Origin of the sequence: Agarivorans sp. QJM3NY_25 (assembly GCF_050870875.2) — a bacterium.
Classification (GTDB): domain Bacteria; phylum Pseudomonadota; class Gammaproteobacteria; order Enterobacterales; family Celerinatantimonadaceae; genus Agarivorans.
Genome location: NZ_CP194041.2, coordinates 1,422,738 through 1,437,234 on the forward strand (window position 1 = coordinate 1,422,738; position 14,497 = coordinate 1,437,234).

Below are 14,497 nucleotides of genomic sequence, written 5' to 3' on the forward strand. Positions count from 1 at the left end.
ACATATCTGAGTATTATCCGCTTTTATGTTTTTTAATAGTGGTATTGTATGATTATTGAATTGGATGTCGTTGAAGCCGCGCAAACTTTGCTCAACAACCGGAATACATCGATCAAGGCGAAACGTTTGGCGCCGACACTTCGCCCGCAATCTATTGACGATGCGCTAGCCATTCAAGCGCAAATGACCGAATTACGTGAAGATGGCATTGGCGGCTGGAAATGTTTGTTGCCCCTCGCTGAAGATAAGTTAGTTGTTGCACCTATCTTTGCCGATCTCGTACAACGGGGGGAGTCTTGTTCACTTTACGCCGATGGCGGAGTGGCAAGAGTTGAGCCTGAGATTGCCTTTGTATTAAGCCAAGATTTACCCGCTCGTGATAAAGATTATAGTGAGGCGGAAATTGATCAGGCTATTGGTCGTTGTCATATGGCTCTCGAGCTGATCCAAGGGCGTTTTGCAGATACCGAGAATGCAGCCTTCTTTGAAGTATTAGCCGATGGTTTAGTCAACCAAGGTTTATTCCTTGGTCCCGAAATTGACAAAGCGGCGGCTTTTTCTGCCAGTAATATTGAGATCAGTTTTACTCAAGGTGAACAAACTCAACAGTTGGCTGGAGAGCATCCGAATCAAAATCCGGTGAGTCCTATCTATTGGTTAATTAATTACATGAGTAAACGTGGCGTAAGCTTTAATGCCGGACAAGCGATCATTACCGGCTCTTATGCGGGTATTGTTGAGCTTAATTTTGCATGTGAGACCGAAGTTGAATATCAAGATTTAGGCGCTTATAAGCTGAAATTTTTAGCGCGTTGAGCGATTGCACTGTAATAAATTTTTAGTCTAAAGGTGCTTAATTTGTATTAAGCACCTTGGTGTTTGCCTGAGCTGTCCCTTCTGAGGCTTGTTTCGTTGTTCTCTGCCGCACTCTGGTGAGCTGTAACCCTGCATAACCTTGTGAATACACAAATACAACATCAATTGTTCATCTCCTTGTCATCGGGTTAAGCTCAACTAAACGTCCTCTATTCATTTTGTTTAAAAGGACTTTCTTAATGAAATTAACTCAGTTGGCTTTTGTATTGTGTCCGGTGTTATTGCTTGGTGCTTGTAATGATGATGATATTGTTCAAGCAAAATCGGCTTCCGGCCCTACCAGTAAGGTACAGTTAGGTCCTCGTCCCGGCTATTTGGTGAATCAACTTGCAGCAGGGACCTTAAAGGATACCCTGAGCGCTTGCCTCGAGAGCAAAAGCAGTTATCAATCGAGTTACTTGTCAATTGGGCATCGCGGTGCACCGTTAATGTTTCCAGAGCATACCCGCGAAGGCTATATCGCTGCTGCGAGCATGGGAGCTGGAGTGATTGAATGTGATGTTGCGCTAACCAAGGATGGGGAGTTGGTTTGCCGTCATTCCCATGCCGATTTACATACCACCACCAATGTATTAGCCGTCCCCGAGCTGGCTGCCAAGTGTTCTCAGCCCTTTACCCCAGCGGATCCGGTCAATGGTCTTAAAGCGAATGCCGAGTGTCGTACCTCAGATTTTACCTTAGCGGAATACAAATCCTTACAAGGTAAAATGGACTCGAGTAATGCCAATGCAACATCGGTGCAAGAGTACATGCAAGCGACGCCTAATTGGCGTACCGATTTGTACGCTAATACAGGTACTTTGATGTCGCATAAAGAAAGCATTGCTTTATTTAGGCAACTCGGTGTGAAAATGACGCCCGAACTTAAAACACCAAGTGCACAAGATCTCGCAGCAGCCGGAATGACTCAACAGCAGTTTGCGCAAAAAATGATTGATGAATATACCGAAGCAGGCGTTGAGCCGAGTGAAGTCTACCCACAGTCATTTTTGATTGATGATCTGGAATATTGGTTGGCGAATAATTCTGATTATGGGCAGCAAGGGGTATTTTTGGTGAGTAAACCTGCAGATGTACCCAGCCCCAGTGAGATCGCAGCGAAGGGGATCAAGATTGTTGCCCCGATCTATACGCTGTTAGTGGAAGAACAAAATGGTGAATTGCAGGCCACCGATTATGCAAAAGAACTTAAGGCACAAGGTTTAGATTTAATTACCTGGAGTTTAGAGCGGCACTATACAAGCTATCCTGAATTAGCGGTATTAGATGTACTTAAGCAGCAACTTGGTGTTATTGGGGTCTTTTCTGATTGGCCTGCAACCGTCACCTTTTACGACAATTGCACCCAATAAACAGCGACGAGTTTGTGGCCGTGGTATTACGAATTTACAACGGCTATTTTGGGTTCATCAGAGCGGCTGGGGTCACGGAACCTATTGCTTACAGCCGCCTGAATTATTCTTTATATATATCTGATTTATTTGACTATAGTTATCTTATTGTAAGAGATAATCAATGGGTCTGGAATGCAAGCCCCTAAAACACCTGATAACGAAGCGAGTCGTCTGAAAGCTTTATGCCAGCTGAATGTCTTAGATACTCAGCCAGAAGAGCGTTTTGACCGGATAACTCGAATGGCTAAACGACTATTTGATGTACCGATAGCTTTGGTGAGTTTGGTTGATGAAAATCGGCAGTGGTTTAAGTCATGCTTTGGACTGGACGTCTGCGAAACTGGGCGGGACATTTCTTTTTGTGGACACGCTATTCTCGGTGAGCGAACTTTTATCATTGGCGATGCGACCCAAGACCCTCGTTTTGCCGATAATCCACTGGTGACCGATAATCCCCATATTCGTTTTTATGCAGGACATCCTTTAAGTGCAACTTCTGGTGAAAAGCTGGGTACTTTGTGCATTATCGATAGTCGTTCAAGGCACTTTACTGACGACGATCTGCAAGCCTTGGTTGATTTAGCGGCGATGGTTGAGCAGGAGTTGGCTGCGTTGTTACTTGCCAGTACCGATGAACTCACTCAAATCTCTAATCGACGTGGTTTTATGAAGTTGGCAGAATATGCCTTTGCGATGTGTAAACGCCAGCAACTGCCGTTGGTTCTCGCTTATTTAGACCTGAATCAATTTAAGCCGATTAATGATCAATATGGTCATGTTGAGGGGGATCGCGCCTTACAGCTGGTGGCCCAGCAAATGCAACTCTCTTTACGCCAATCTGATTTATTTGGCCGACTAGGCGGCGATGAATTTGCGGTGTTGTTTACAGACAGCACTCTAGCGCAGGCCGAAGAGGTATTACAGCGTTTTGCCGATGACTTAAAGCAAACGGCTGAACATTTGGGGCTGGCTTATGCCTTGGAATTTAGCTACGGCATTACTTATGTTGATTTTTCTCAAGCGCTTAGCGTTGATAGTGCATTAAGGTTGGCCGACCAACAGATGTATCGGCAAAAGCATCCAGATAAGCTTGATTAAGCACCGCTAGCATTGATGATTTGTTAGGCCATATTGGCGGCGCTAAATGGGAGAGCATCTTGAGCGCTTAATTTTATGGCTCAAGAACTACCTCGCTATTGCTCGAAATTGTAATAAAGTTAACAACATTCTTGTTCGATTCGATACAGTAATGCTAGCGCTTGCTGATCTTGGCATTGCTCAAAATACTCATACAAGGTATTGGTTTGATTGCCAATAAAATGCAGGTTGTCGTGACCGGCTTTGGTCTGTTGTTGAAGTTTTTGTTTAAAGTAGTCATGCCATTCTGGAGCGCCTTGTTGCTGACTTAGCTTCTTTTTTAAGATAGCGATTAGCTTATCAGCATTCAGGTCACAGCTGATCCCAACAAACGACACGTAACGGTCGCAGTTGTCTACATTATCTTTCATCTTTTTGGCTCCTTTAGACGGTCTCTGGTTGATGCTAATTTAAGTTTGAACTGCAAGCTTAATACCAGTTGATTGAGTCGCGGATCTGAAGTGCTAGATGAGCGTAGTCGTAAAGAAGAGAAAGCGATGCCTTGCATTTCTGGCATGGTCCTCGTTTCACGGAAACTTATGTTTAGCCGCCACCACTTCGCATTTTTCGTTTCATGTTTCATTTCAATATTTGCGTTGTATTTTAACTAAGCTGAGCCAAATGTTAGACTGCGTTTCTATTTCATTGAGTGTTTAAAAGGTAATGTGATGAACCCGATCCTTGGGATGTTAAAAGAGCATAATATTAGCGACCAGAAAATTAGTGAGCTTTTTCAGGCGCTCACCGAAAATCCTCTGGCGGCTATGGCCACGGTCAGTCAACTCGGTCTACCGCAAGACAAGCTCCAGTTGTTGATGGGACAGGTGATGCAGAACCCTGCTTTGATTAAAGAAGCTGTTGCAGAATTAGGGCTAGATTTGTCAAAAGTTGAAGAGGCTAAGAAAAAACTTCAACAGTAAGTCAACTTACGCCTGAAGCTTAAAGCATCGTTGAAAATATAGAATCGAAACGCTTGAATGATTTTTTATTTTGAGGTGTGAGGAGTGAAGAGAGCAAGGTTTTTGCTTGAGAACGGCGCCTTGTTAGACAACAGATACAGGCAAAAAAAAGCCAACCACTGAGGGTTGGCTGGTTCCTTGGCAACAATGATTAATCCATGCTGTCCAGTTGGCGTTGATATTCTAGGTGAGTTTTGAGTATTGACTCGCTGGCCCCGCCAGTGAACTTACTGACTAAGATAATCGCGGCTGAGGCTAGGATGAAGCCGGGGACAATTTCATAGAGATCGAAAATTCCGCCCTCTAGCTGTTTCCAAAGCACCACGGTTACTCCACCGATAACGACACCGGCTAAGGCACCATTACGATTCATATCTTTCCAGAATAAGCTGAGTAAAATCGCCGGACCAAAGGCTGCACCAAATCCAGCCCAGGCATAAGAGACTAAGCCTAATACCGAGCTTTCTGGGTTCATGGCCAGCATCAAGGCAATTATGGAAAGACCAACAACCGCAAGACGGCCCACTTGAACCACTTCTTTTGGACTGGCGTTCGGGCGAAGCACTTGCTTGTAGAAATCTTCGGCTAAGGCTGAAGAAGAAACCAATAGCTGAGAATCGGCGGTACTCATAATGGCGGCTAAAATTGCCGCTAATAGGATCCCCGCAACCACTGGATGGAAGATAGCGTTAACCAATAGCATAAAGATTGTTTCGCCATCTTTAATGCTTCCTCCCATATGAGCATCGACATAAACAATGCCCACCATACCAATCAGTAAGGCACCGGCCATTGAAAGGGCTGTCCAGCTCACTGCAATACGACGTGCAGTGGTAATATCTTTATTACTCCGGGTGGCCTTAAATCGAGCCAGAATATGTGGCTGACCAAAGTAACCTAAGCCCCATGCAATTAATGAGATGATTGCAACAGCCGATAAAGGTTGACCCTTCGCATCATTCCATAAACTGAGTAGTTCTGGGTTTTTGGCATGTAAGGCCATATTTAAATCGCCAAACGAGCCTTCAAAAGCGGCGATAGGTACAATCACCAGGGCAGCAGACATCAACAAACCCTGCACTAAGTCGGTCCAGGAGACCGCTAAAAAGCCACCAAATAAGGTGTAAGATACCACACAGATGGTGCCGACGATCACAGCCGTGGTGTAATTTAAGCCAAATACGGTCTCAAATAGTTTTCCGCCTGCGACTAAGCCTGAGCTGGTGTAGAACAAGAAAAACAATAAGATGAATAAGGCTGAAATAGTTTGCAGTAGTTTCGATTTATCTTCGAAGCGTTGGGCAAAAAACTCAGGAATGGTCAGGGCGTTATTCACAACGATGGAGTAAGTGCGCAATCTTTTGGCGCACAACAGCCAATTGAGCCAGGTTCCCACTAAGAGACCTCCGGCTAGCCAAAACGATTCGATGCCAGCTGCATAAGCGTAACCAGGCAAACCGAGCAATAACCAGCCGCTCATGTCGGAGGCTCCAGCTGACAAGGCTGCTGGCCAGGGACCCAATGAGCGACCACCTAAAAAGTAATCCTCGGAGTTAGACGTTCGTTTGTATGCATAAATGCCAATTGATAGCATAACAATGAGATAGGCTATAAATGTGGCACTGATAGCAAAGCTATTTTCAATCATTCTATTTCCTTTTTGTGTACAAAAATGTTGTGTTTTCCCTATATCAAACCGATCAACTCAACTGCTCAATTTAGACAGCGGGCGGTGAATCAGAGCAAGCGATTGATGAGCTATATTTGCACATCAGTCGTGATGCCCCGATTCAGCGACACCCGCTGAACCAATTGATAAGGAGAGGCTTGACTATTATTCGCCGCTACCTAATTCCAGCAGCTTGGCGTTACCACCGATGGCGGTAATATTGATGGTTCGGGTACGCTCGGTAATAAAGCGTAATAAGTAATGCGGCTCGCTCAATTGCTTCAATTCAAACATGTCGGTTTCGCATATGATTTGAGCCAGTTGTCCTTCGCGTTGAGCCAGCAACTGGGCGTAGTGCTTACAGTTCTGTTCGGTACCGCTGATGACGACAGCGGCAATCGCAGGCTGTTCTGCCATGGCCTGGTTTTGTTCCGGCGGTAACGAAATGGCCACTCGGTTTGGACAACCAGCTTTGAGCAGGTCTGAAAGTAGCAGATCTAAGTCACATTCAGCCTGAGGGTTGATACTGCATATCACAGTATTGCCGGCAACCAGAGCGGCGCTGATTTGACCAACCATGGCGACTTCGTTGGCGGTTTCGTCGCCCAGTACCAGCATGCTACCGCGACCAACACAATATAAATGATTACTCTCACCTGTGGGGCCCTCGAGCTCCTGTTCTTCGGCAATTAGTCCTAATGCCTGTTGGCATTGAAAACGAATCATCGCGGCGCTCTTATTGTGAGCGTCAGAACGTCGGCTTAATAGCTGAGCCCAGAGCTCTAATAGTGCGGCACGCTCCGCCACGCTTTGTTGCTGCCAAGCTTCGAATACCGCCTGGCTTTGCTTTAATATTTTGCTTACATCACTCATTATTATTCTCCACGCGCTAATTTCAATATTCAGTCTTAGTTACTTACCACTGCTTTTGAAAAGCGGTAAAGATAATGAGGGCCACCTGCTTTGGGGCCGGTACCAGAGAGTCCTTGTCCGCCAAAGGGTTGAACGCCCACCACCGCACCAACCTGGTCACGGTTAATGTAGCAATTACCTACCCGCGCCCGTCGCTCGATATGCTGATAGGTGGCTTCGTTACGACTATGCACCCCTAAGGTTAAACCAAAACCACTGCCATTGATTTGATCAATCACCTTATCAAGTTGATTTGCTTTGTATTTTATCACGTGAAGGATGGGGCCGAAGTGTTCTTGGCTGAGCTGTTCAATACTGTCTATCTCAAAGGCGCAGGGGGCAACAAAGCTGCCTTGTTGGCAATGCTTGTCTAGGTTTAGCTGATAAATGGGACGAGCATTTTGTTGTAACCAAGCAATATGTGCAAGTAATTTTGCCTGCGCAGCTTCGTCGATGACCGGACCCACGTCGGTTTTCAATTGTGCCGGGTTGCCCACGCAGAGTTCCGCCATTGCCCCCTGAATTAGGCCAATGACTCGCTCGGCAATGTCTTGCTGGATATACAAGACGCGCAGCGCCGAGCAACGTTGTCCTGCAGAAGCAAAAGCGGAACGAATCACGTCTCGAACCACCTGCTCTGGTAGTGCGGTGCTATCTACCAGCATTGCATTTTGCCCACCGGTTTCGGCGATGAAGGGTACAGGCATGGCATTGCGTCGACTGAGCTGACGATTAATGGTTTGAGCGGTTGGAGTGGAGCCGGTAAAGGCCACGCCAGCGATTCGTGGATCGGCGCTTAAACATTCACCCAGCTCGGCACCACTACCAATGACTAACTGAATTACCCCTGAGGGGATCATCGTTTCCAGGAGTAATTCAATACAGCGAGCGGCAATCAACGAGCTCTGTTCGGCAGGTTTGGCGACGACAGTATTACCGCTCACTAAGGCGGCGCAAACCTGGCCAATGAAGATCGCCAGAGGGAAGTTCCAAGGGCTAATGCAAACAAACACGCCGCGGCCCTGATAGCGATAGTTTTGCGTCTCGCCCTTGAAGTTGTCCAGAGTTAACGGCTGGCTAAAGTTTGCGCTGGCCTGTTGTGGGTAATAGCGCAAGAAATCAACCGCTTCTCGAATTTCATCGATACTATCCAGTACCGTTTTACCAGCTTCCCGGTGACATAATGCAACTAACTCGGGCATATGTTGCTCTAATTTGTCGGCGAGGCTTAATAGGTACGCGCCGCGTTGCTCAACGGAGGTATCGCGCCATTGGGGATAAGCTTGCTCGGCAAATTCAATGGCTTCGGCGGCCTGTTGTGGCTTGGCCCATGCGACAGAACCCACCTGTTGTTGCCGTTCGTAGGGCGCATCAATGGGGCGCGCAGTCCCACTCAGTGCCTGACCATTTATAATGCTGGATTTATGCCATTGGTATGGTTCCATGAACTGATGAACCTGTTGCTCAAAAGGTTGCCATTCACTGGCAATATCGCAGGCAACTCCTAATGAGTTGTTGCGCGCTTCACCGAATAGTTGTGGCGGCTTAACGATGCGTGGGTTGGCTAATGTTGGACGTGAACGTAACACTTGAGCCGGATGAACGGTGAGATCGGTGACCGGACAGTTGGCATCGACGAGGCGGTGAACAAAAGAACTATTGGCACCATTTTCCAGTAGTCTGCGCACCAAATAAGGGAGTAAATCTTTATGACTGCCAACCGGCGCATAAATTCTTACATCGCTATTGATGAGCTCTCGAGCGTGATGATATAGAGCATCGCCCATACCGTGTAAACGTTGAAATTCGTAATCTTTATGCTGAGCCATTGCCGCAACCGCGGCCACGGTATGCGCATTGTGGCTGGCGAATTGCGGGTAAATTAATCCGCGGAAATGTTCGCTGAGCAGTAGTCGGGCGCAGGCCAGATAACTCACATCAGAAGACTCTTTGCGAGTAAACACCGAATAACCATGATGACCATGCTGCTGGGCCAACTTAATTTCTGCGTCCCAATAAGCACCTTTCACCAGGCGCATTGGAATCAAATCACCCTGTTGTTTAGCTAAAGCGCCTAGCCAGGCAATCACGGGTAGGGCACGTTTTGAGTATGCCTGGATCACTAAGCCAAACTTTCCCCAACCTCGAACCGCAGGATCCTGATAGAGTTTAGCAAACAGCTCTAAAGATATTTCTAAACGGTCGGCTTCTTCGGCGTCGATGGTAATAGCAACATCGTGTTGTCGTGCATGGATCAATAGCTTGAGGATACTGGCAAACATTTCATCTAAAACGCGTTCACGATTAGCCGCTTCGTAACGAGGATGGATCGCCGATAGCTTGATCGACATCGAAGGAGTGGCGCCTAAAGCCTGAGCACTATTGCTATTATTAGCGAGTTGGGTGACGGCTTGGTGGTAATCTTGCAGGTATCGGTTGGCATCCTGCATGGTAAGGGCGGACTCGCCCAACATATCAAACGAGTAGCCATAGCCTTGGATGCGGCTTTTTTCGGCATTTTTTAGCGCTTCATGAATACTCTGACCTAATACAAATTGATAGCCCATTATTTTCATTGCCTGGTTCATCGCTTGGCGGATCACTGGCTCAGAGAATTTATTCACTAATTTGTTGATGACTTTATTTGGTTGAGCTGACTCTGCATTGTCGAGATTGACCACCTTTCCGGTGAGCATTAAACCCCAAGTCGATGCGTTGACAAACAGAGAGTCTGAGTTTTTCAGGTGAGATTTCCAATCGGCAGCACCCATTTTATCGCGGATCAGCGCATCGGCAGTCGCGGCGTCAGGAACCCGCATCAAGGCTTCGGCTAAACACATTAACAAGATCCCTTCACGGGTATCCAGGCTGTACTCCAGCAGTAGGGCATCGATCATTTGTACCGCTTTTTTATCAGCTCTGACCCTTTCGATAAGCTGGGTGGCAAATACGGTGCTTGCCGTGAGCTCTTGGTCTGAGGGCTGAGCGAGCGGTAATAGTTGCTCTAACAATTGATCTTCGTCAACACAGTACAGTGGCGAAATGGTGGGCCATATTTGTTCAGGTGACTGCTCAATATAGGCTGGATTAACGATTGCCTGAGCATCAAAATTTAAGTGTTTCAGCATGCGACTTCCTTGATTGCGATTCTTGCTGAGGGGTCAAGAATGTTATTGCTTTGTTATTGCTCAATCGATTGTAAGGGGCTTTTTTCGCCCTGTATTAAGAAATGCTACGCTGTTTTTTAGAAATACTCTGGTAACTAACACGAATTTAAGGATTTGCTAACATTTGTTTCATCATTCTATTTTGTGTTACAAATGTTTCACTGGCTTGAGCTGATGTCGTTTTAACGGATTTGCATTGAAGAAAAAGTGGCTAAAGCTAATTGCTGGTTCAGCGAAATTGACGTTGGTAGCGGGCCGGAGATACGCCAAAATAATTGGAAAATGCACTGGTAAAACTGCTTTGGCTGGCGAAACCACAGCTATCGGAAATCTGAGATAGTGTCAGTGTAGCATCGTCTAACAATTGTTTGGCTAACTCAAAACGTTTGCGTAGCAGATACTGGTGAGGGGTGATGCCATTTTGCTGGCGAAATAATAGATGAAATTGGCTTTCAGCTAAATAGACACAACCAGCCAACTGCGCAACCGTGATCTTCTGATGTAGATGTAATTGAATGTAGCTGTCAATCACATCCATCTGTAAGCGGACGAGCGGGCGTTGCCGAAGCTGGGTTTGGGCTAATTGGTTTTGTAAAACACAGACCAGGGTATGGGCGCAAGCTTGCCCGAGCAACTGATCTTGTGGCTGGCTAAGTATTTCGTGGCATAACGCTCCGATAAGCACCTGCGCTTGGTTACCTAGCTGAAAATAAGCTTGGCGCTCGAATAGCTGCTCAACTTTGTCTTGCATCTCATGGGTTTGTTCTAGCGGTAGGTTGACGACTAAAATTTGGTTACGCCCCAAGCCAGTAAATGCATGTTTGTTGTCGGCGGATACCAAGCAGCCTTGACCCGGCCCAACCAAGTTACCCACGCCTTCAATATCAAACTCGGTCTGTCCTTGTAACCCTATTACCACTTGATAAAAGTTGTGGCTGTGATGATGGGCTTGGCTAGGCAGTGTTAATACTTGAGATAAGCTGTTGGTTTTAACCATATATGTTTACTTTGCAAATTAAGAACTGTCATAAACCACATCATTTACATTGGTGTGAGTCGTTTGCTTGGGCGTTTAATAAACGATAGTGGATTAATTTGTAATATGTGTCAATTGACTTGCCGATTGAGCGACGCGTCAACAAGTGTAATCTTTAATTGAAGACATCGTCATGTGCTGCGCATTGTCAGTTATGCTTTTTTTGACATTACGAATAGTCTCGCGTAGTCAAATCAACCAATGGTAAATAATATATTGGTCATTTATGTTGGTGTTAGGGGGGCTATATGGCAGAATGTTCATTTATTTGTTGATCTTATTTTAGTTGAAGGACTCATCATGAAATTTCGTTTCGCACTAGGTGTCGCTGTATTGGCCTCGCTGCCAGCTTTGCCAGTTCAGGCTGACTTGCTTGGTCTTACTTTTGCCAGTCATATTTCCCAAACCGATAGCGAGCCTAAAGCCTCGTCGGCTTGGCAGGGTGATATGGAGTTAAGGTTGAAGCATTTTGTTCCGTTGATTCCTAATGTCGCGATTGGTATGAATAAAAGAAAGCAAGGTGATGCTGCGGATGGTTCAAGCTATCAAGCGGAGTTATATTACAATCTTTTAGACACGGCAGGTTTTTACATCGACTTAGGTGCTGGATATGAGCGTTGGGATAGTGCAAACAGCTTATTATCGGGAACTGACAATGGTGAGCAGATGTATGGTGTCGGCCGCGTTGCCTGGCATTTTGTGGGAACCGGTTTTGGCCTTGAAAGCGATCTAAAATTGTCGCTTGTAGACGATGATTACCAAGCGAATCGTTTTAGAGCGGGTGTAAGCTATGAATTATTAGATTTGGCGGTGAGCACTATCGACCTGTCTGCGGGTTACCTATATGAAGATATTTCGACTCGTCGTTACAGCACCAAGAATAATGGTGCCTACCTAGGGCTTGCAGTTAAGTTTTAAGCGGAACTCAATGGATAAGGGTTATAGACACGAATGTTCATGTGATAACCCTAACGGCTGATTTACTTAGGCATGGTTTACTTTTGCCGTCAATTAAACTGCTCTCCTTGACGTTTTGATTATTTGCTGCTGATTAAACGAGCAGCTAAACCCAAGAAAATGAATCCCAAAAGGCCATCGGCATGCCGGCCAAATTTTAAACCATTGGCGAATAATTTTCCTAATTTACTGAATGACAGAGAAAAAACGATGTTGATTAGTAACACGACGCTGCTAAGTAAGACGCCTAGTAGCAGGATTTGTGTGGTCAAATTTTGTTGTGGATGGGTAAATTGAGGTAAGAACATGCTAAAGAAAAGCAATGCCTTTGGATTCATTAAATTATTGAATAAACCTCTTGATAGCAGTTGCTTATTATTTAAGCGCAGTATTTTGGGAGAGCTGGAATGATTGTGATCTTGTAACCAGCCTCGCAATAATTTAATACCGAGCCATGATAAATAGATCGCACCTACAACCTTAATTGCAATAACCAGCGGTGGTAGAGCCTGCATTAATTGGCCTAAACCGAATGCTACTAATCCAGTTTGAATTAAACCTGCCAAAAAAATACCGAGTGATATTATTAGCCCTGCCTTGAAGCCTGTGATTGATGAATAAGTGGAGATAAGCAGCATATCTGGGCCTGGAGATATAGCTAAAAATCCGATGCTCACTAAAAATAGTGGCAGTATAGAAACATCAATCATGGTCATCCTTACCGATTTTTTCGCAGATTATACAGAGTCCAAGGCGCGAGTGCATATGGGTTATTGGCTGCCATCGTCAGCGATGGAATTAACGCTGAATAATGGTTTTTTGGGAGGGTATGTTACTTCTGTTCGTGGCAGGCTGATGGTTTTCCTTGGTTCAATTTACTCGTATCAGCAGATATTTAATCCTCAGGGAGCGATTGGTTTAGTCGAGGTGTTTCGAATAAAGATATAGGCTGCAGTCGTTGAAGACACACAGCCTGGAAGTAACAAAACGAGTTAACTTACCAACATAAAGTTAAACCTTCGGCTGATGATTTAGAAGGAATGCCATCAACTGGTTTATCGGTGATCAACTCAACGCCTGTGTTTACGAAGTCCAACCCAGCGGTATTTTGTGGTTTTTTACCACTTTGAATAAATTCATAAACGGCTTCAACTCCCATTGACGCCATTCGAAGAGGAAATTGCATCGAAGTCGCCCCAATGACCCCAGCTTTAACATTCTCAACTCCAGCGCAACCACCATCGACTGAAACGATCAGCGCATCTTGTTTGCCGAATGCAGAGAGCGCTTCATATGCACCAGCGGCAGCCGGTTCATTAATGGTGTACACCAGATTAATGCCAGTATCTTTGGGAAGTAGATTTTCGATGGCGGTTCGCCCACCATCTTGAGAGCCTTGCGTCACTTCGTTACCAACAATGCGCGGATCATCTTCATCCCCCATATTTTGGGGATCTTTCAAATCAATTCCAAAGCCATTGAGGAAGCCTTGATTTCGAGCGACATCAACACTGATTTTATTTTCGTTGAGATCAAGTAAAGCAATTTTGGCAGATGAGGCGCCGTCACCCATTTGCTTCTTCGCCCACTGTCCAATCAAATCTCCTGCGGTAAAATTATCGGTAGCAAAAGTGGCGTCTGCCGCACTCGCAGGATTCAATGGTGTATCTAACGCGATTACTAATACGCCAGCTGAGCGGGCCATTTCTAAAACCGGCACAATAGCGACCGGATCACTCGGGGTAATTAGGATCCCTTTTGCGCCCGAAACCACTAGATTTTCCACCGCTTGTATTTGAGTTTGATTGTCACCATCAAAATTACCAGAAAACGTCATGAGTTCTAAACCTAATTCATCGGCTTTACTCTTCGCGCCTTCTTGCATTTTTACAAAAAATGGATTGGTATCGGTTTTGGTGATGAGCCCAACAATGGGCTTGTCCGCAGCAGACACGATACCGTTAACTATCAGGCACGAAGTCACTCCGAGTAATGTAATAAACTTGTTCATATCTTTCTCCGGTCTTGTTGTTAAGCAGCAGACGCTACACCTTAGATGGATGCACTTACTTGAAATAAGAAATCATTCGAATATGAATGACTCAAGTTTGCTCAGTGATTAAATTTATTCATTTATTACTTCGCAAATAAGTATGGTTGATATCGATATGAAGACAAGTCGGGTTGATATATTTTTGAGAAGCTTAAAAATAGTAGAGAATGACCTGTTCAAAATTATAGGTTTGGACACAATATCGACTATGGTTATCGGGGATACTTATGGTTGTCCGTTGGTATAACTAGGTTCATGTGATTGAAAGAACCTTGAATACTTAGGTTGACTCCTAAGGTATTCGGTACCGCTTTATTTATATGAACAGAGAGTACAG

The 14,497-nt window shown here is 45.4% G+C and carries 12 protein-coding genes; 5 read left to right on the forward strand and 7 right to left on the reverse strand.

All coding sequences use genetic code 11. The features are described from left to right. Nucleotides 1-48: 48 nt before the first annotated feature. The 3 genes from ACRRSW_RS06590 to ACRRSW_RS06600 all read left to right on the forward strand — a co-directional run bounded on the left by ACRRSW_RS06590 (nucleotide 49) and on the right by ACRRSW_RS06600 (nucleotide 3,368). Nucleotides 49-816 (forward strand): hydratase, encoded by a 768-nt coding sequence (locus ACRRSW_RS06590; protein ID WP_432454000.1) that lies wholly within the window; start codon nucleotides 49-51, stop codon nucleotides 814-816. A 239-nt stretch (nucleotides 817-1,055) separates the two neighbouring features. Further along, a complete protein-coding gene (locus ACRRSW_RS06595; RefSeq protein WP_432458938.1) occupies nucleotides 1,056-2,228 on the forward strand; it encodes a glycerophosphodiester phosphodiesterase family protein in 1,173 nt (390 codons plus the stop codon). 174 nt (nucleotides 2,229-2,402) lie between these two features. Continuing rightward, nucleotides 2,403-3,368, forward strand: coding sequence for a sensor domain-containing diguanylate cyclase (locus ACRRSW_RS06600; protein WP_432453998.1), 966 nt, complete (start codon nucleotides 2,403-2,405; stop codon nucleotides 3,366-3,368). 119 nt (nucleotides 3,369-3,487) lie between these two features. On the opposite strand, the gene cowN is transcribed toward ACRRSW_RS06600, so the two are convergent. Further along, on the reverse strand, nucleotides 3,488-3,778 hold the full coding sequence (cowN, locus tag ACRRSW_RS06605; RefSeq protein ID WP_432453997.1) for a N(2)-fixation sustaining protein CowN: 291 nt from the start codon (nucleotides 3,776-3,778) through the stop codon (nucleotides 3,488-3,490). Between the two features lie 297 nt (nucleotides 3,779-4,075). Between cowN and ACRRSW_RS06610 the strand changes: the two genes are divergently transcribed. Continuing rightward, complete coding sequence (locus tag ACRRSW_RS06610) at nucleotides 4,076-4,327, forward strand: DUF2999 family protein (protein ID WP_432453996.1); 252 nt, start codon at nucleotides 4,076-4,078, stop codon at nucleotides 4,325-4,327. A 190-nt stretch (nucleotides 4,328-4,517) separates the two neighbouring features. Here the strand turns inward: ACRRSW_RS06610 and putP are convergent, their stop codons facing one another. The 4 genes from putP to ACRRSW_RS06630 form a co-directional block, all read right to left on the reverse strand. Beyond that, nucleotides 4,518-6,014 carry a sodium/proline symporter PutP gene (putP, locus tag ACRRSW_RS06615; protein WP_432453995.1) on the reverse strand — a complete coding sequence of 499 codons (1,497 nt, stop codon included), beginning with the start codon at nucleotides 6,012-6,014 and terminating at the stop codon, nucleotides 4,518-4,520. Nucleotides 6,015-6,200: 186 nt separating this feature from the next. Beyond that, entirely contained in the window at nucleotides 6,201-6,908 is a 708-nt protein-coding gene (locus ACRRSW_RS06620) for a hypothetical protein (protein WP_432453994.1), read from the reverse strand. Between the two features lie 35 nt (nucleotides 6,909-6,943). Next, nucleotides 6,944-10,075, reverse strand: coding sequence for a bifunctional proline dehydrogenase/L-glutamate gamma-semialdehyde dehydrogenase PutA (gene putA, locus ACRRSW_RS06625; RefSeq protein WP_432453993.1), 3,132 nt, complete (start codon nucleotides 10,073-10,075; stop codon nucleotides 6,944-6,946). Nucleotides 10,076-10,343: 268 nt separating this feature from the next. Beyond that, nucleotides 10,344-11,111 (reverse strand): helix-turn-helix domain-containing protein, encoded by a 768-nt coding sequence (locus tag ACRRSW_RS06630; protein ID WP_432453992.1) that lies wholly within the window; start codon nucleotides 11,109-11,111, stop codon nucleotides 10,344-10,346. A gap of 339 nt (nucleotides 11,112-11,450) precedes the next feature. Between ACRRSW_RS06630 and ACRRSW_RS06635 the strand changes: the two genes are divergently transcribed. Further along, the gene (locus tag ACRRSW_RS06635) at nucleotides 11,451-12,068 is read left to right on the forward strand and encodes a hypothetical protein (protein WP_432453991.1); all 618 of its coding nucleotides are present in this window, start codon (nucleotides 11,451-11,453) and stop codon (nucleotides 12,066-12,068) included. Nucleotides 12,069-12,187: 119 nt separating this feature from the next. Here ACRRSW_RS06635 and ACRRSW_RS06640 read toward each other — a convergent pair whose 3' ends face one another. Both ACRRSW_RS06640 and ACRRSW_RS06645 read right to left on the reverse strand, forming a co-directional pair. Further along, nucleotides 12,188-12,817 (reverse strand): LysE family translocator, encoded by a 630-nt coding sequence (locus ACRRSW_RS06640; protein WP_432453990.1) that lies wholly within the window; start codon nucleotides 12,815-12,817, stop codon nucleotides 12,188-12,190. A gap of 287 nt (nucleotides 12,818-13,104) precedes the next feature. Continuing rightward, nucleotides 13,105-14,118 (reverse strand): sugar ABC transporter substrate-binding protein, encoded by a 1,014-nt coding sequence (locus ACRRSW_RS06645; RefSeq protein ID WP_432453989.1) that lies wholly within the window; start codon nucleotides 14,116-14,118, stop codon nucleotides 13,105-13,107. Nucleotides 14,119-14,497: the final 379 nt, after the last annotated feature.

What these genes read in the sequence shown, in the direction of transcription:
- putA (WP_432453993.1), bottom strand. Translation starts at nt 10,075, where the DNA reads ATGCTGAAACACTTAAATTTTGATGCTCAGGCAATCGTTAATCCAGCC.
- ACRRSW_RS06595 (WP_432458938.1), top strand. Translation starts at nt 1,056, where the DNA reads ATGAAATTAACTCAGTTGGCTTTTGTATTGTGTCCGGTGTTATTGCTT.
- ACRRSW_RS06640 (WP_432453990.1), bottom strand. Translation starts at nt 12,817, where the DNA reads ATGATTGATGTTTCTATACTGCCACTATTTTTAGTGAGCATCGGATTT.
- ACRRSW_RS06635 (WP_432453991.1), top strand. Translation starts at nt 11,451, where the DNA reads ATGAAATTTCGTTTCGCACTAGGTGTCGCTGTATTGGCCTCGCTGCCA.
- ACRRSW_RS06610 (WP_432453996.1), top strand. Translation starts at nt 4,076, where the DNA reads ATGAACCCGATCCTTGGGATGTTAAAAGAGCATAATATTAGCGACCAG.
- ACRRSW_RS06645 (WP_432453989.1), bottom strand. Translation starts at nt 14,118, where the DNA reads ATGAACAAGTTTATTACATTACTCGGAGTGACTTCGTGCCTGATAGTT.
- putP (WP_432453995.1), bottom strand. Translation starts at nt 6,014, where the DNA reads ATGATTGAAAATAGCTTTGCTATCAGTGCCACATTTATAGCCTATCTC.
- ACRRSW_RS06590 (WP_432454000.1), top strand. Translation starts at nt 49, where the DNA reads ATGATTATTGAATTGGATGTCGTTGAAGCCGCGCAAACTTTGCTCAAC.
- ACRRSW_RS06630 (WP_432453992.1), bottom strand. Translation starts at nt 11,111, where the DNA reads ATGGTTAAAACCAACAGCTTATCTCAAGTATTAACACTGCCTAGCCAA.
- ACRRSW_RS06620 (WP_432453994.1), bottom strand. Translation starts at nt 6,908, where the DNA reads ATGAGTGATGTAAGCAAAATATTAAAGCAAAGCCAGGCGGTATTCGAA.
- ACRRSW_RS06600 (WP_432453998.1), top strand. Translation starts at nt 2,403, where the DNA reads ATGCAAGCCCCTAAAACACCTGATAACGAAGCGAGTCGTCTGAAAGCT.
- cowN (WP_432453997.1), bottom strand. Translation starts at nt 3,778, where the DNA reads ATGAAAGATAATGTAGACAACTGCGACCGTTACGTGTCGTTTGTTGGG.